Origin of the sequence: Burkholderia sp. BCC1047 (assembly GCF_902833155.1) — a bacterium.
Classification (GTDB): domain Bacteria; phylum Pseudomonadota; class Gammaproteobacteria; order Burkholderiales; family Burkholderiaceae; genus Burkholderia; species Burkholderia sola.
This window is the reverse complement of record NZ_CADFEH010000018.1, coordinates 1-16,413: the sequence shown is the minus strand read 5'-3', so window position 1 is coordinate 16,413 and position 16,413 is coordinate 1. Positions and strand designations below refer to the sequence as shown.

Sequence of the window (16,413 nt, the reverse complement as noted above, 5' to 3'; positions counted from 1 at the left end):
AAAGGCTGGTCGGTCCCGGGCGCCTCGCATGGATCGTTGCGACGGCCACCTCTGTCTGGAGCGACGAGGATGACGCACGTGAGTTCTTGTCGACCCCGCATCCGGAACTCGAAGGGCGTACCCGCTTGATGCTGCGCTTACGGAACTCGGCGCGCGGCGCGTTGAGGAGCTGGTCTGGAAGCTCTTCTACGGGCTGCCAGCGTGAAATTGTTCCGCATCGTTGATACGCGGCACACGATTTGGAGCGGCACCGGCGCGATGTTGGTCGGTGGCCGCCGCTGGATTCCGATAGTGTCAACGCGAGACTGGCTGAACAATTTTGCCGTAGGTTTAGTGCCGCGCAATCGCGCTAGGGTATTCCGAAGAAGGCATTCGAGAGACGGCATCTAGCGAAATGAAGGGGAACATATTAAGGGCTATGTTACCCTTCATTTCGGGACATCGAGCGAACGCCTCAGGCTCGTGGGGCTCACACGACTAAAGTTGAGTCTAGGCCCGGCTGCCGGTGGCGGGCAGAGGGCAGGCAGGAGACGCGGCACGATGCCGTAGTCCGTGAAGGTCGGCCGGGCAGATTCGGCTGGAGAAACAGTCAGGTTGGGTGACACCGGAAGCCGGACCACGTAGTCAGCGCGAGTGATCACACCCGCACCGGCGCGCTGGTTGTGTGAGCGCTGGCCGGGCGGAAAACGTTCGCGATTGCTCTTGGCGAGCGTGGCTGGGACAGGTGTAAGCCGGAGTTCATTGGTCGGCTGCCCGCCGCAGGCAGTGGTGGGGCGGAGGCCAGCGATTTGCGTGTGTGCAGCGGGATGAGGTAGGGTGCAGCTTTGACTTTGTTGCCGAGGCTGTTCATGAACAAGCAGGAACTCATTGACGCGGTCGCAGCGGGCGCAGGCGTCAGCAAAACCGACGCGAGCAAAACCGTCCAGGCGGTCCTGGACGCGATCACGGACGCGGTGAGTCGCGGCGAATCGGTACAGCTGATCGGTTTCGGCGCGTTTTCGCAGGGGCAGCGCGCTGCCCGCACGGGACGTAATCCGACGACGGGTGCGGAGATTGCCATCCCGGCCGCGAATACTGTGAAGTTCACCGCCGGCAAGGCGTTCAAGGACGTGGTGAACGCACTGTGACGCAGCGTGATGTCGGGCAGGCCGCTTATGCGGGACTGCACCGTGAAATTGCCGATGTAGTCGCGTCGGCGCGCGAAGCGACGGCTCGCACGGTGAACGCCCTAATGACGGCGACCTATTGGGAGATCGGGCGACGAATCGTTGAGTTCGAGCAGGGCGGGGAGGGACGGGCCGCTTATGGCGAGGCGGTGATCCGCCGTTTGGGCGCCGATCTGTCAGAGCGATTCGGTCGCGGCTTCGGATGGCGCAATCTCGCACAGATGCGCGCCTTTTACTTGATGTGGCCTGCGGATCGGATTGTGCAGACACTGTCTGCACAATCCACGCCCGCCCGGATTGTCCCGACAGCGTCTGCAAAATCAACCAAGGCGGCGGTGAAGGCGCCGCCGGGCGGGGCGTTTGAGCTAAATTCTATCGCTCAGGCTTTTCCGTTGCCCTGGTCCGCCTACGTCCGCCTCCTCGCGGTGAAAGCGCAAGCTGCTCGCGACTTTTACGAGGCTGAAGCGCTGCGTGAGGGCTGGTCTGTGCGGCAGCTTGACCGTCAGATCAGCAGTCAGCTCTATGAACGGCTGGTGCTGTCACGCAACAAGGCGTCCTTGCTCGGAAAGGCGGCTGTAGCGCAACCCGGCGATTTTCTATCGCCTGAGGAAGCGATTCGCGATCCGTTTGTCCTCGAATTTCTTGACATGAAGGACGAATATTCGGAGTCGGATCTCGAAGCGGCTTTGATCCAGCACTTGGCGGACTTTCTCCTCGAGCTCGGCGATGACTTTGCGTTCATAGGTCGGCAGCGGCGTTTACGGATCGATGACGCTTGGTTTCGAGTCGATCTCGTGTTTTTTCACCGGCGCTTGCGATGTCTGCTCATTATCGATTTGAAGGTTGGGCGCTTCAGCTATGCGGACGCGGGGCAGATGCATCTCTACCTCAACTACGCGCGTGAACATTGGATGAAGCCCGGCGAAAACCCCCCGGTTGGCTTGATTCTGTGTGCTGAAAAAGGCGCGGCCGAGGCGCATTATGCACTCGACAACTTACCGAACAAGATACTCGCAGCGGAGTATCAGACGGTCCTCCCGGATGAGGCCACGTTCGCGCGAGAATTGGAACGTACCAGGGTCGAACTGGAGCGCCGGGGCCGCAAGGCGTGATTTCCCGTCCGAGGTTCCGAGGTGCTTAAATACGCGTGGATGGGCGAATACGATGGAGCGGGCGTCCGGTAAATTTTGATGTTGCTGGCACTGGCAATCAAGCCATGCGAAAACACTCTACGTCGCGCCGATAGCCACTGACGAAGGCGCAGCGAAGGGCTGTTTGTCTATGCCCCGCGGCTGCTGACAATCGGCGAGTTAAGGTAGGGTAACTGAACGCTGGCGAGAAGAGAAAACAATGGCCAACACTTCTTCCGGCGATGTCGGCGACGATCGCATCTGCGTTAACTGCATCGGTGACGACTACGCGTGGACGCGTCCAGTGCCATCTCCTTTGGTGAGTTGACGGACCGTCGGCGCCAGTGGCGCCATATTACCCGCGGGCGAGCGCGTTCAGGCCAGTTGTTGGAGCGTTTGGTCGCCCTTCATGCGTCGCACTTCGATGACATAGCGCGCGATGTCCGGTATTTGACCATCCACCACGATCTCGACGACTGGCTTGGCGGGACCTCCGCGGGCATTGACCCGATAATCCTGGATTGTTGATGTCCGCACAGAACTGACCCACTAGAGCTGAAAATTTTCATCGAATTTTGACCCACGTGATTGAATGCCCTGCTCAATCTTTGAGCAGGGGATACAAAGGTGATCACGGTGGGCATATTGGCCAAGATCAGGCGGATGTATTTCCGCGAGAAGGTCCCGCTGCGCGAGATTGCGCGGCGTACGGGCCTGTCCCGAAACACGGTGCGTCGCTGGTTGCGGCAGACTGATGCTGTCGAGCCGAAGTATCCGAAGCGCGTCAGCCCGAGCGTCATCGACGACTGGGCCGCACAGCTGACAGGTTGGCTGCGTGCCGACAGTCATCGCCCGAAGCGTGACCGGCGCACCGCCCGGTTCATGTTCGAGGCGATCCGCGCCGAGGGTTACGCCGGCAGCTACGGCCGCGTAAGCGCGTTCGTGAGGCGTTGGCACGAGGAGCAGGCTGAGGCGCCTCGCAAGAAGGCCTTCGTGCCGCTCGCCTTCGAACCCGGCGAAGCCTTCCAGTTTGACTGGAGCTGCGAATACGCGTTTGTTGGCGGGCTGCGGCGACGCCTGGAGGTCGCCCACGTCAAACTTAACTCCAGCCGCGCGTTCTGGCTCGCGCGTGCGGTCGAAATCGTTTTGAAGGACAGCGAGTTAATGGATGCGCCGGGCTACTGCCCCGAGCCGGCGTTGTGGATGCACGCGGCGCATCAATGTGGTTACATTCAGTCTCGCCATGCAACCGGTCACGTCCTCGCCACAGCGTAGCGGAGCGTCGCTCCAACCGCCGCGCCTGCCGATTCTGACGCTCGACGAGCAAAAGCTGACACCGTCGATGGGCTACTTGTTTAACAAGCGCTGGCTGGATCCCTGCGAATCGCTCGTGTCGATTTTGTGGAAGTTCGAGAAAGTAAATGCATTGCCCGGCCACGTTGTGGCGCGAGTACTGGGTCCCGACATCGATCCGTACGAGGGCGTAGTACCGCAGCTCGGGGGCGTCAGCGTTGCGCGACTACACAGCGTCCTCGGTATTCCCTATGCGCCGCTCGAGATCGGGCTGCTGCACCCGAGTCAGCGGCGCCAGTACAGCCCACTCTTTCGTCACTGCCGCAGCTGCATTGCGCGCGGCTACCACAGCGTGGTGCACCAGATGCTGAAATTCAATACCTGTCCGGCGCATTATCGTCAGTTGGAAACCGCGTGCCGCCACTGCGGCTATGCTGCCCCCTACGTCGTGAATGTTCGGCTGCTCGAGTCGCCGTATCGATGCGCGTTCTGTGGTGGCAGTTATGGAGGCTGAGGTTGGTCGCCAGACAAAGCGCGCCCGATGAAGCCTGAGTACCGCAAGGCGTTGACGAGACGCTATTACGAACGTCACTTGGGATAGCGTCGGCACAATGTCCGATTGGATCGTGAAGTCGGTCAAGCATTCGCCGATTCCAGCGTTCGTGGTTCGTTAGCGCGCGATGGCGGGGAATGAGGCGAACTTCGGTGGATGCTAGCGAGATAAACCTTATTATCGCAACGGCGCGATTGCCCAATCAAACTCGGGCACCGCACAACGCGTGACCGCCGCTGCCGGCGCCGCAGGGGAGTTGACACCGGTCTTCGCAAACCGCAGTCAGTGACAATTTTGCTTCGGTCGACTCCAGTGCCGAGAGGGCCGATCAGCAATCGTGCCTTGCGATAGGGGGAATCGCTGAGACGCTATCCAGTTTCGTTGCTGCAGGTGGACGAACGATACCGTGATTTATATCAATTCGTGACATTTCCGTCCGCGCAACAATGGGTTCGCTCGCGGTGACAACGGCGAAACGGCCCGATTTCGATCGTCCTTTACAACCGGCATTTCACCTCCTTAAATAATCAGGGTCTGCCAAAGACCGGAAAAACGAGATCCCCATGAGCCATTTCCTGGATAGATTGCGTTATTTCTCCACCACGAGGCCTCGCTTCTCCGACGGGCACGGCGCCGTCACCGACGAAGACCGCAAATGGGAAGACGGTTACCGGATGCGCTGGCAACACGACAAGATCGTGCGCTCGACCCACGGCGTGAACTGCACGGGCTCGTGCTCGTGGAAGGTCTATGTGAAAGGCGGGATCGTCACCTGGGAAACCCAGCAGACCGACTACCCGCGCACGCGCCCCGACATGCCGAACCACGAGCCGCGCGGCTGCTCGCGCGGCGCGTCGTACTCGTGGTACCTGTACAGCGCGAACCGCCTCAAGCACCCGATGGTGCGCAGCGCGCTCGTGAAGCTGTGGCGCGAACGCCGCCGCACGCTCGGCCCCGTCGAAGCATGGCGCTCGATCGTCGACGACGATGAAGCGCGGCGCTCGTACCAGAGCCGGCGCGGGCTCGGCGGCTTCGTGCGTTCGAGCTGGGACGAGGTGAACGAGATCGTCGCGGCGGCGAATGTCCACACTGTGGAACGGCACGGCCCCGACCGCGTGGTCGGCTTCTCGCCGATTCCGGCGATGTCGATGGTGTCGTATGCGGCGGGCTCGCGCTACCTGTCGCTGATCGGCGGCGTGTGCCTGAGCTTCTACGACTGGTATTGCGACCTGCCGCCCGCGTCGCCGCAGACCTGGGGCGAGCAGACCGACGTGCCGGAATCGGCCGACTGGTACAACTCGACGTTCATCATGATGTGGGGCTCCAACGTCCCGCAAACGCGCACGCCCGACGCGCACTTCCTCGTCGAGGCGCGCTACCGCGGCACCAAGGTCGTGTCGGTGTTCCCCGACTACTCGGAAGGCGCGAAATTCGGCGACCTGTGGCTGCACCCGAAGCAGGGCACCGACGCGGCGCTCGCGCTCGCGATGGGGCACGTGATCCTCAAGGAATTTCATCTGGCGGGGAAGAGCGACTACTTCGCCGACTACTGCAAGCGCTACACCGACATGCCGTGCCTCGTGCGCCTCGTGCCGCATGGCGACGGCTACGTGCCCGAGCGCCTCGTGCGCGCATCCGACTTCGACGACGCGCTCGACGAAGCCGCGCATCCGGAGTGGAAGACCGTGATGATCGACGGCGCGAGCGGCGAATTCGTCGTGCCGGTCGGCTCGATCGGCTTCCGCTGGGGTCAACAGGCGGACGCCGACAAGGGCAAGTGGAACCTGCGCAGCGAGACGTCGAAGGGCGCGGCGCTGTCGCCGCGGTTGTCGTGCACGGCCGCGCACGACGACGTGGTCGACGTGCTGTTCCCGTATTTTGGCAACCAGCCGCACGCGCACTTCAACTCGACGCAGCATGCATCCGTGCTGTCGCGCCGGATCGGCGTGCGGCGCATCGCGACGCGCAACGGCGACATGCTGGTCGCGACCGTCTATGACCTGTTCGTCGCGAACTACGGGCTAGACCAGGGGCTCGGCGGGCGCGACGTGGCCGCGAGCTACGACGACGACCTGCCGTACACGCCGGCGTGGCAGGAAGCGATCACCGGCGTGAAGCGCGCGGACGTGATCTCGGTCGCGCGGCAGTTCGCGGAGAACGCACACAAGACGCAGGGCAAGTCGATGGTGATCATCGGCGCGGGGATCAACCACTGGTTCCACATGGACATGTCGTACCGCGCGATCATCAACATGTTGATCATGTGCGGCTGCATCGGCAAGCCGGGCGGCGGCTGGTCGCACTACGTGGGCCAGGAGAAGTTGCGGCCGCAGACGGGGTGGACCGCGCTCGCATTTGCGCTCGACTGGAACCGCCCGCCGCGCCAGATGAATGCGACGTCGTTCTTCTACGCGCATACCGACCAGTGGCGCTACGACCCGATGGATCCGGCCGCGCTGCTGTCGCCGCTTGCGGACAAGTCGCGGTTCCACGGCGCGCCGATCGACTACAACGTGCGCGCGGAGCGGATGGGCTGGCTGCCGTCCGCGCCGCAGCTGTCGGTGAATCCATTGAAGGTCGGCGCGAGCCTGCGCGACCCGTCGCAGGCGGGTGCGGACGTCGCGCGGCAGTTGCAGGCTGGTGCGCTGCGGATGGCGTGCGAGGACCCGGACGCACCGGACAACTTCCCGCGCAACCTGTTCGTATGGCGCTCGAACCTGCTTGGCTCGTCGGGCAAAGGCCACGAGTACTTCCTGAAGCATCTGCTCGGCACCACTCACGGCGTGCAGGGCGAGGACCTCGGCGCGACCGGCGGCCGGCGTCCCGAGGAGGTGACGTGGCACGACGAAGCGCCGCGTGGCAAGCTCGATCTGCTCGTGACGCTCGACTTCCGGATGTCGACGACCTGCATGTACTCGGATGTCGTGCTGCCGACCGCGACGTGGTATGAGAAGGACGACATGAACACGTCCGACATGCATCCGTTCATCCATCCGTTGTCGGCGGCGGTCGATCCCGCGTGGGAATCGAAGAGCGACTGGGAGATCTTCAAGGGGATCGCGAAGCGCTTCTCCGAGCTGTGCGACGGGCATCTCGGCGTCGAGCGCGACGTCGTGCTCGCGCCGATCGCGCACGATACGCCGGGCGAACTCGCGCAACCGTTCGACGTGCAGGACTGGAAGCGCGACGAATGCGAACCGGTGCCGGGCCGCACGATGCCGGCGGTGGTCGCGGTCGAACGCGACTATCCGGACACGTATGCGCGCTTCACGTCGCTCGGCCCGCTGATGGACAAGCTCGGCAACGCCGGCAAGGGCATCGGCTGGGATACGAACGACGAAGTGAAGCTGCTCGGCGAACTGAACTACAAGGTCGCTCATGGCGCCGCGCAAGGGCGCCCGCGGATCGACACCGCACTCGATGCGGCCGAGGTGATCCTCGCGCTCGCACCCGAAACCAACGGCGAAGTGGCGGTGAAGGCATGGCGCGCGCTGTCCGGCATCACCGGCATCGATCACACGCACCTGGCCGCCGCGCGCGCGGACGAGAAGATTCGTTTCCGCGACATCCAGGCGCAACCGCACAAGATCATTTCATCGCCGACGTGGAGCGGGATCGAATCAGAGCACGTGTCGTACAACGCCGGCTACGTGAACGTGCATGAACTCGTGCCGTGGCGCACGATGAGCGGCCGCCAGCAGCTCTATCAGGATCACGCGTGGATGCGTGCATTCGGCGAATCGCTGTGCGCGTACAAGCCGCCGGTCGACACGGGCAGCTACGAACGCATGGTCGGCACGCGCTCGAACGGCAACCCCGAACGTGTGCTGAACTTCCTGACGCCGCACCAGAAGTGGGGCATCCACAGCACGTACACGGACAACCTGCTGATGCTGACGCTGTCGCGCGGCGGGCCGATCGTGTGGATGTCGGAGGACGACGCGAAGGCGATCGGTGCGGTCGATAACGACTGGATCGAGTGCTACAACTCGAACGGCGCATTGTGCGCGCGGGCGGTGGTGAGCCAGCGGATTCCGTCCGGGATGGTGATGATGTATCACGCGCAGGAGAAGATCGTGAATACGCCGGGCTCCGAGATCACCGGCACGCGCGGCGGCATCCACAACTCGGTCACGCGCATCGCGCTGAAGCCGACCCATATGATCGGCGGCTACGCGCAGCTCGCGTACGGCTTCAACTACTACGGCACGGTCGGCTCGAATCGCGACGAATTCCTGATCGTGCGCAGGATGAACAGGATCGACTGGCTCGACAGCGAAGAAGCCGCGACCGATACGTCGAACGTCCGCACCGGAGAAACGTCATGAAGATACGCGCACAGATCGCGATGGTGCTGAACCTCGACAAGTGCATCGGGTGCCATACGTGCTCGGTGACCTGCAAGAACGTGTGGACGAGCCGCGAAGGGATGGAATACGCGTGGTTCAACAACGTCGAGACGAAACCGGGCATTGGCTATCCGAAGGACTGGGAGAACCAGGACCGCTGGCGCGGCGGCTGGCAGCGGCGCGCGGACGGCAGGATCGAGCCGCGGCTCGGCGGCAAGTGGCGGTTGCTAGCGCAGATCTTCGCGAACCCGCATTTGCCCGAGATCGACGACTACTACGAGCCGTTCACGTTCGACTACGCGCATCTTCAGGAAGCCGGCAACACGCGTGCGATGCCGGTCGCGCGGCCGCGCTCGCTGATCAGCGGCCAGCGGCTCGAGAAGATCGAGTGGGGGCCGAACTGGGAGGAAATTCTCGGCGGCGAATTCGAGAAGCGCGCGAAGGACTACAACTTCGAGAGCGTGCAGAAGGACATCTACGGGCAGTTCGAAAACACCTTCATGATGTACCTGCCGCGCCTGTGCGAGCACTGCCTGAACCCCGCGTGCGTCGCGGCCTGCCCGTCGGGCTCGATCTACAAGCGCGAGGAAGACGGCATCGTGCTGATCGACCAGGACAAGTGCCGCGGCTGGCGCATGTGCGTGTCCGGCTGCCCGTACAAGAAGATCTACTACAACTGGCAGAGCGGCAAGGCCGAGAAGTGCATCTTCTGCTATCCGCGCATCGAGGCCGGCCAACCGACCGTGTGTTCGGAAACCTGCGTGGGCCGCATCCGCTATCTCGGCGTGCTGCTGTACGACGCGGACCGGATCAGCGAGGCGGCCAGCGCGGAGAACGAGAAGGATCTGTACGAAGCGCAGCTGTCGCTGTTCCTCGATCCGGAAGACCCGGCCGTGATCGCGCAGGCCGAGCGCGACGGCGTGCCGGCCGCGTGGATCGACGCCGCGCGGCGTTCGCCGACCTACAAGATGGCGATCGACTGGAAGATCGCGTTCCCGCTTCATCCGGAATACCGGACGCTGCCGATGGTCTGGTACGTGCCGCCGCTGTCGCCGATCAACGCGGCCGCCAACAGCGGCGATCTCGGGATGAACGGCTACCTGCCGGACGTCGAATCGCTGCGCATTCCGCTGCGCTATCTGGCGAACCTGCTGACGGCCGGCGACGAAGCGCCCGTGAAGCTCGCGCTCGAACGGCTGCTCGCGATGCGCGCGTTCATGCGGGCGCGCCACGTCGACGGCATCGACGCGCGCGCCGTGCTCGATCAGGTCGGGCTGTCGCTCGCGCAGGTCGAGGAGATGTACCGCTATCTCGCGATTGCGAACTACGAGGATCGCTTCGTGATCCCGACCACACATCGCGAGTATGCGGAGAACGCGTACGACCTGCGTTCGTCGTGCGGCTTCTCGTTCGGCAACGGCTGTTCGGACGGCCGGTCGTCGGCGAGCCTGTTCAGCGCGAAGAAGGAGAAGGGCACACGCACGATTCCGATCCGCGAGGTCTCCCGATGAGCACCGCACCCGATCCGACCTATGCGGCGTTCGCCGCGCTGCTCGACTATCCGGACGACGCGCTCATCGACGTGCTCGATTCGATCGAAACGCACCTGCGCGAAGCGGCGCGTTTGCCGAAGACGGTACGCGCCGGGCTCGACCGGTTCTTTGCGTACATGCGCGAGCGCGATCTGCTGACGCTGCAGGAGAACTACGTCGCGCTGTTCGATCGCGGCCGCGCGACGTCGCTGCACCTGTTCGAGCATGTGCACGGCGAATCGCGCGACCGCGGGCAGGCGATGGTCGACCTGCTGCAGATGTACGAGCGGCACGGGCTGTTCCTGAATCCGGGCGAACTGCCCGACTATCTGCCCGTGTTCCTCGAATATCTGTCGCGGCTGCCGGCGCCCGATGCGCGCAACCTGCTCGCCGAAACCGGCGAAATACTGCGCGCGGTGGCCGGCCAGCTCGCGCAGCGCGGCAGTCATTACAGCTTCGTCGTCGGCGCGCTGCTGCCGCTGGCCGGCCTCGCGCCGGCCGACGCGCCGGACGCGGCCGACGACGACGTGGCCACCGAGCGGCCGAGCGCCGACGACTACCGCGCGCTCGACGCGTCGTATGCGGACGAGGCCGTGCGCTTCGTCGGCGCCGCGACACCGGCGTCCGCGGAGCAGACGGTGCGATTCCACGAGAAGCGGCCGGCCCGCGGCGCGTAAGCGCGGGCCCAATTGGGGAAAGACATGAACGATTACCTGCATCAATTCCTGTTCGGGATCTATCCGTACATCTGTCTCGCGGTGCTGCTGGTCGGCAGCCTGATCCGCTTCGACCGCGAGCAGTACACGTGGAAAAGCGATTCTTCGCAGCTGTTGCGCCACGGCATGCTGCGGCTCGGCAGCAACCTGTTCCACTGGGGCGTGCTGGTCGTCGTGCTCGGGCACTTCGGCGGCTTCCTCGCGCCGCACTGGCTCGTGTCGCCGTTCCTGTCGGCGTCCGGGCACCAGTTGGTCGCGATGGTGGCGGGCGGCGCGGCCGGCGTCGCGGCGATCGTCGGGCTGACGATCCTGATCTGGCGGCGCCTCGGCGACGCGCGCATCCGCAAGAACAGCCGCACGTCCGACATCGTGGTCGTGCTGATGCTGTGGGTGCAGCTCGCGCTCGGGCTCGGCACCGTCGTGCTGTCGACGCGCCACATGGACGGCGCGATGTTCGAGCAGCTCACCGACTACGTGAAGGGTGTCGTCACGTTCCGCCCGGACATCGCGAGCCTGCTCGTCGGCGTGCCGCTCACGTACCGGCTGCATATCCTGCTCGGCTTCACGATCTTCCTCGTGTCGCCGTTCACGCGGATGGTGCACATCTGGAGCGGCATCGCGTCGATCGCGTACCTGATCCGCCCGTACCAACTCGTGCGCAAGCGCTGAGGAGCCGCCATGAACGACGTTCGTCCGGAAGCACCAGCCGCGTTGCGCATCAACGGCGTCGCGATCGACGGCGACGCGGTCGCGGCCGAGGCCGCGCATCACGGCGACGCGCCGGATCCGCTCGACGCGGCACGGCGCGCGCTCGCGGTGCGCGAACTGCTGCGGCAGCGCGCGGTGTCGCTTGCACTGCTCGGCGAAGACGCGCCGCTCGACGACGCGGCGGTCGACGCGTTGCTCGGTCGCGAGCTCACGCACGTGCCGGAACCCGATCGCGCCGATTGCGAGCGCTATTACGCGCAGCACTCGGCGCGCTTTCGCCGCAACGACATCGTCTATGCAAGCCACGTGCTGTTCGCGATGACGGACCGGGTGCCGCTCGCGCCTCTGCGGCAGCGCGCGGAAGCCGCGCTCGCCGATGTGGTGGCCGCGCCCGACACGTTCGAAGCGGTGGCGCGCGCATCGTCGAACTGCCCGTCGGCGGAAGTCGGCGGGAGCCTCGGGCAACTGCTGCGCGGCGACACGGTGCCGGAATTCGAGGCCGCGCTGTTCGACACCGATGGGCTCGGCGTGCTGCCGAAACTCGTCAATACGCGCTTCGGCTTCCACATCGTGCGGATCGAGCGCCGCGTGCCGGGCGACGCGGTGCCGTTCGACGAAGCCGCCGCGCAGATCGCCGCGTACCTGTCGGAACGCGTGCGGCAGCGGGCGATGCGGCAGTACGTGGCGATTCTTGCGGGCAGTGCGCGCGTCGAAGGCGTTGCATTCGACGGCGCGAACGGGCCGCTGGTCCAATAACGGGGTTTTGCATATGGCAACTCAACAAGGTAACGCCGGGCCGGTCGCGAACGTGCAGGCCATCCCGCTGCGCGCTTGGTCGGTGCTGGCCGCGAGCACGCTCGCGTTCATGGTGTGTTTCGTCGTGTGGATGATGTTCGGCGTGCTCGGCGTGCAGCTGCGTACCGATCTCGGGCTGAACAGCACGGAGTTCGGGATGCTCACGGCGACACCCGTGCTGACCGGCGCGCTGATGCGTCTGCCGCTCGGCACGTGGACCGACCGCTTCGGCGGCCGCATCGTGATGACGATGCTGCTCGTCGTGTGCGCGGTGCCCGTCTATATCGTCAGCTATGCGACGCAGCTCTGGCAGTTCCTGCTGATCGGGCTGTTCCTCGGCTGCGTCGGCGCGTCGTTCGCGGTCGGCACGCCGTATGTCGCGCGCTTCTTCCCGCCGCAGCGGCGCGGGCTCGCGATGGGCGTGTTCGGCGCGGGCACGAGCGGCGCGGCGGTCAACCTGTTCGTCACGCCGCTGCTGCTCAACGCGTACGGCTGGCGCTTCGTGCCGCGCGTATACGCGGTCGCGCTGCTCGTCACGGCCGCGATCTTCTGGTTCGCGTCGGCGCCCGATCCGGGCGCGGGCAAGCGCGGCGGCTCGTGGCTCGATTCGTTCAAGGTGCTGCGCGACCCGCGCGTGTGGCGGCTCTGCCAGTACTACTCGATCACGTTCGGCGGCTTCACCGCGCTGTCGCTGTGGATCCCGCAGTACCTGAAGAGCGAATACGGGATGTCGCTCGTGATGGCGTCCGCGTTCGCGGCCGGCTTCTCGCTGCCGGGCTCCGTGCTGCGCGCGCTCGGCGGCGCGCTGTCCGACCGCTTCGGCGCGCATGCGGTCACGTGGTGGGGGCTATGGGTCGCGTGGATCGCGCTGTTCCTGCTGTCGTACCCGGCGACCGACTTCGTGATCCACACGATCGACGGCACCGCGACGCTGAACGTCGCGATGCCGGTGGCCGGCTTCGTCGCGCTGACCTTCGTGCTCGGCGCGGTGTTCGCGCTCGGGATGGCGTCGACCTTCAAGTACGTCGCCGACGACTTCGCGGACAACATGGGCGTCGTCACGGGCATCGTCGGGCTCGCGGGCGGGCTCGGCGGCTTCCTGCTGCCGATCCTGTTCGGCATGCTGCTCGACCTGCTGCGCGTGCGCACGACGTGCTTCATGTTCCTGTACGGGATCGTGTGGGTGTCGCTGATCCTCATCTACCTGTCAGAGATCCGGCGCACACCCGTAACGGGCTGAGTGTTGGGATGAAGGAGCAACCGCGGTGCCTTCCTTTCATCACGATAGTGCGATTGCTCCGTCAAACTCGGGTATCGCACTACGCACGACAGGGACTGCCGACGCTCAAGGGAATTGACACTGTTCTTCGCGACGCCGCGGCCAGTGACAATTTTGATTCGCAACGTGCAACCTCATGATTTTCCGATGGTTTCGCATCGTTCGGTCAACGATAACCGGCGAAGTGACATCTTTACTTCGCAAACGGTGACAAGTTTATCTCGTTCTACGATAGCGGGGACGATGACGCCGATGGCCACTACGGTGTCGCTCCGGAACATCGATGGTGGTCCAACGACGATCTAACGAAATGCAAACCGCTATGGCGCGAGAAGCTGATGGACGACGCGGTGCTCGCTTCGCTGTTCAAGGCGATCGGCGAGCAGCTCCGCGCCCGGGTCGCGCGCATTGACGCGTCACTGGCCGCGGTAAAAAAGGCAGTCGAGGCCGAGTCGGTCACGATCGACGTCGCGATGACCTCTAGCATTACCGGATTCGACAACGCGACGTTGGCCCAAGACTGGCATCGGGCACTCACCGCGTTGTCGCTGGACTCGACTGACGCACAGGCGCGCGTGTACACCCTCTTCGAGACACTCTGTTTGTCGATTCTCGCTGCCCGGGGCGTCACACCACCCGCCAACCAGGTGCTGCGCTATGTCTTGAAGGCATGCCTTGACGAGCTGCTGCGTGGCGAACCCGAGCAGGCGAAGGAGGCGGCCAGGCAGATCTTGAACGCCATCAACTCAATTGGCACGGGGATCGGTGCGCTGCGCAACAGCTTCAGCACTGCGCACGGCACCCTGCCCGATACGATGCCGCTCGACCCCGCGTACGCGATGCTCGCGAAGAACGCTGTGGCCACCGCGGCGATCTTTTTGTTGAGTCGTCACCAAGCCAATCCGCCAGTTGGCCCGGTCGATGCCTCGTCGACACCGAGCGACGGCCGCGCGGCGTCGACGCCCTGAGCAGCGATTCCGGCCCACGTTGCACCTGCAGTCGAAGCGAGTTGTCTGCTGCACATCATTGTTCAGCGTTTTACCCACCCATCACACGAGCGCGCATGGCTGTTACCTTCACAAATAAGCCGAATATGGGCATGGGAGAGCCGCGCGACCTCGCGACGTTCCTGAATCTCGTCGATCTCTGGACCCAGGGGATTCCGGACCTCGGCTATACGATCTCGTTGTTTCGCGGTCAGGAAGATGCGTCGTGTCCGCTGTAGGTGTTCATTATTAGCGCTAGCCGTGTTCAGAAACGTTGCTAGCGGAAATTTTCAAAGAAGCCTCGGCGAACAGGGACTTTTTGAAGTTTCCTGGCGGCTGCTTAGCCGTTGCGTTTCTGCAACAGAAACTTGGCCAATGTTCACTAACGTTGCTAGCACGTTGCACGTGTTCTTTAATGCTGCTAGCGCACGTGTCGCGTGGATTGATAGGAATCCATATGGCTTCGATCGAAGCGCGGGCCGCTCGAGCAGCGAAGATTGCGTCCGTGCTTCGACCGCTTGGCAACGGCGTGCTTTCCCGACAGCAGGCTGAACGAGCAGCACAGCTATTAGGCGTTCACTGCGCCACCGTATATCGCCTGCGTCGACGTTTCCTCGCAGATCTGGTCGCCAGCACATTAGAGCCAAGGCAGCCGGGTAGGGCGACGGGGGGCAGACTGGACGCCGCCGTCGAATGCGTCATCGACGAGGCCGTGCACGAATGGCTCCCCGATCAGCGGCACCTTGCGCATCCAGCAACTGATCTTGTACTTGAGGTGAAACGTCGCTGCAGCGTTGCAGGTCTATCGCCTCCGAGCAGGTCAACAATAGCTCGACGGTGGCTCTCCTATCGCGAGCAGGATGCTTTGGCACGAGCTGCCCTCCCGAACGCTGCAGTTGCCCCCGGCACATTCCAGGTCCGACATCCGTTAGATATCGTGCAGGTTGATCACACGCAAGCGGACATCTTGATCGTTAGCGAACTGGACGGACAGATTATCGGTCGACCGTGGCTGTCTGTGGCTCTCGACGTTGCTACGAGATGTGTGCTTGGCTTTTATGTCGCAATGGAGAGGCCGGGGGCTGCGACGGTAAGCTTGCTCCTCTCGCGCGTGGTTCTGCGGAAAGAGCCGTGGCTCGAAAGACTAGGCGTTGAGGCTGACTGGCCGATGCGCGGTATCCCTCGAACGCTGCATCTTGATAACGCGGCCGAATTCAAAAGCCGTGCCCTTCGCAGTGGATGCCGCGAGTACGGCATTGAACTGATGTACCGCCCGGTGGGCAAGCCGCACTTTGGTGGCCACATCGAGCGGCTGAACAGGACCTTGATGGAACGCGTGCGTGGCCTCCCTGGTTCGACTGGATCGTCAGCCAAAGGGCGCAAGGCGCGCCAGGCCGAAAAGACAGCTTCACTTACGTTGAAGCAGTTCGAGCAGTGGCTGGCTGTCGAGATCGGCAGGCGTTATCACTGCAGCTCCCACCGCGGTTTGTTGGGACTTCAGCCCGCGCAAAAGTGGCAGGAAACATGGCGAGCAGCGGATTCACGATGCTTGCCAACTCAACCGGATGCCGAACTGAAGTTTCTGATCCGGTTCCTGCCAGTCGCATCCCGGACCATTCAGCGGGACGGCCTCAAGCTCTTCCTGATCCGCTATTGGCATCCCTTGTTCGCGGCATGGCGGGAAACACGCCGGTCCGTGACGATCCGCTATCACCCAGAAGATCTCTCGCGCATCTTCGTAAGCGCTGGCAGAGGCAGTTTTGTTGATTTGCATGGAATCCTGACCCACGATTTGCATTGAATTCTGACCCACCCCTTGGACCAGCTTTGCGGGTTATTCGGTGGGTATCTGGGTCTTCTTTCTCTCCTTTTTTGGCTGTGTCGTGCTGTTTCTGAAACGATAGCT

The 16,413-nt window shown here is 63.6% G+C and carries 11 protein-coding genes and 4 pseudogenes; all 15 read left to right on the top strand.

What is annotated here, in order from left to right; genetic code table 11:
* Window positions 1-20: 20 nt before the first annotated feature.
* Window positions 21-205, top strand: a pseudogene (locus HWX55_RS36135) (MbcA/ParS/Xre antitoxin family protein); the annotation flags it as partial.
* A pseudogene (locus HWX55_RS36410) lies at window positions 202-276 on the top strand (RES domain-containing protein); the annotation flags it as partial. The pseudogenes HWX55_RS36135 and HWX55_RS36410, both read left to right, overlap by 4 nt.
* 572 nt (window positions 277-848) lie before the next feature.
* Entirely contained in the window at window positions 849-1,127 is a 279-nt protein-coding gene (locus HWX55_RS19125) for an HU family DNA-binding protein (protein ID WP_059571965.1), read from the top strand.
* A complete protein-coding gene (locus tag HWX55_RS19120) occupies window positions 1,124-2,278 on the top strand; it encodes a PDDEXK nuclease domain-containing protein (RefSeq protein ID WP_175976861.1) in 1,155 nt (384 codons plus the stop codon). The genes HWX55_RS19125 and HWX55_RS19120 overlap by 4 nt, the downstream gene beginning before the upstream one ends.
* A 654-nt stretch (window positions 2,279-2,932) precedes the next feature.
* Window positions 2,933-3,421: pseudogene (locus HWX55_RS19115) on the top strand (helix-turn-helix domain-containing protein); the annotation flags it as partial.
* Window positions 3,422-3,539: 118 nt separating this feature from the next.
* A pseudogene (locus HWX55_RS19110) lies at window positions 3,540-4,190 on the top strand (hypothetical protein).
* A 515-nt stretch (window positions 4,191-4,705) separates the two neighbouring features.
* Window positions 4,706-8,470 (top strand): nitrate reductase subunit alpha, encoded by a 3,765-nt coding sequence (locus HWX55_RS19105; RefSeq protein WP_175976860.1) that lies wholly within the window; start codon window positions 4,706-4,708, stop codon window positions 8,468-8,470.
* Window positions 8,467-10,002 (top strand): nitrate reductase subunit beta, encoded by a 1,536-nt coding sequence (gene narH / locus HWX55_RS19100; RefSeq protein WP_175976859.1) that lies wholly within the window; start codon window positions 8,467-8,469, stop codon window positions 10,000-10,002. The genes HWX55_RS19105 and narH overlap by 4 nt, the downstream gene beginning before the upstream one ends.
* Window positions 9,999-10,700, top strand: a complete 702-nt coding sequence (gene narJ, locus HWX55_RS19095) for a nitrate reductase molybdenum cofactor assembly chaperone (protein ID WP_175976858.1) — start codon at window positions 9,999-10,001, stop codon at window positions 10,698-10,700. The genes narH and narJ overlap by 4 nt, the downstream gene beginning before the upstream one ends.
* 24 nt (window positions 10,701-10,724) lie before the next feature.
* Window positions 10,725-11,408 (top strand): respiratory nitrate reductase subunit gamma, encoded by a 684-nt coding sequence (narI, locus tag HWX55_RS19090; protein WP_175976857.1) that lies wholly within the window; start codon window positions 10,725-10,727, stop codon window positions 11,406-11,408.
* Between the two features lie 9 nt (window positions 11,409-11,417).
* Window positions 11,418-12,203, top strand: coding sequence for a peptidylprolyl isomerase (locus HWX55_RS19085; RefSeq protein ID WP_175976856.1), 786 nt, complete (start codon window positions 11,418-11,420; stop codon window positions 12,201-12,203).
* A gap of 13 nt (window positions 12,204-12,216) precedes the next feature.
* Window positions 12,217-13,482 carry a nitrate/nitrite transporter gene (locus HWX55_RS19080; protein WP_175976855.1) on the top strand — a complete coding sequence of 422 codons (1,266 nt, stop codon included), beginning with the start codon at window positions 12,217-12,219 and terminating at the stop codon, window positions 13,480-13,482.
* A gap of 377 nt (window positions 13,483-13,859) precedes the next feature.
* The gene (locus HWX55_RS19075) at window positions 13,860-14,489 is read left to right on the top strand and encodes an abortive infection family protein (RefSeq protein WP_175976854.1); all 630 of its coding nucleotides are present in this window, start codon (window positions 13,860-13,862) and stop codon (window positions 14,487-14,489) included.
* Window positions 14,490-14,620: 131 nt separating this feature from the next.
* Complete coding sequence (locus HWX55_RS36345) at window positions 14,621-14,746, top strand: hypothetical protein (protein ID WP_279612694.1); 126 nt, start codon at window positions 14,621-14,623, stop codon at window positions 14,744-14,746.
* A 218-nt stretch (window positions 14,747-14,964) separates the two neighbouring features.
* Entirely contained in the window at window positions 14,965-16,308 is a 1,344-nt protein-coding gene (locus HWX55_RS19065; protein ID WP_244140598.1) for a Mu transposase C-terminal domain-containing protein, read from the top strand.
* Window positions 16,309-16,413: the final 105 nt, after the last annotated feature.

Coding starts and splice junctions, on each gene's coding strand:
- HWX55_RS19125 (WP_059571965.1), top strand. CDS start 849: ATGAACAAGCAGGAACTCATTGACGCGGTCGCAGCGGGCGCAGGCGTC.
- HWX55_RS19105 (WP_175976860.1), top strand. CDS start 4,706: ATGAGCCATTTCCTGGATAGATTGCGTTATTTCTCCACCACGAGGCCT.
- narH (WP_175976859.1), top strand. CDS start 8,467: ATGAAGATACGCGCACAGATCGCGATGGTGCTGAACCTCGACAAGTGC.
- narJ (WP_175976858.1), top strand. CDS start 9,999: ATGAGCACCGCACCCGATCCGACCTATGCGGCGTTCGCCGCGCTGCTC.
- narI (WP_175976857.1), top strand. CDS start 10,725: ATGAACGATTACCTGCATCAATTCCTGTTCGGGATCTATCCGTACATC.
- HWX55_RS19085 (WP_175976856.1), top strand. CDS start 11,418: ATGAACGACGTTCGTCCGGAAGCACCAGCCGCGTTGCGCATCAACGGC.
- HWX55_RS19080 (WP_175976855.1), top strand. CDS start 12,217: ATGGCAACTCAACAAGGTAACGCCGGGCCGGTCGCGAACGTGCAGGCC.
- HWX55_RS19075 (WP_175976854.1), top strand. CDS start 13,860: ATGGACGACGCGGTGCTCGCTTCGCTGTTCAAGGCGATCGGCGAGCAG.
- HWX55_RS36345 (WP_279612694.1), top strand. CDS start 14,621: ATGGGAGAGCCGCGCGACCTCGCGACGTTCCTGAATCTCGTCGATCTC.
- HWX55_RS19065 (WP_244140598.1), top strand. CDS start 14,965: ATGGCTTCGATCGAAGCGCGGGCCGCTCGAGCAGCGAAGATTGCGTCC.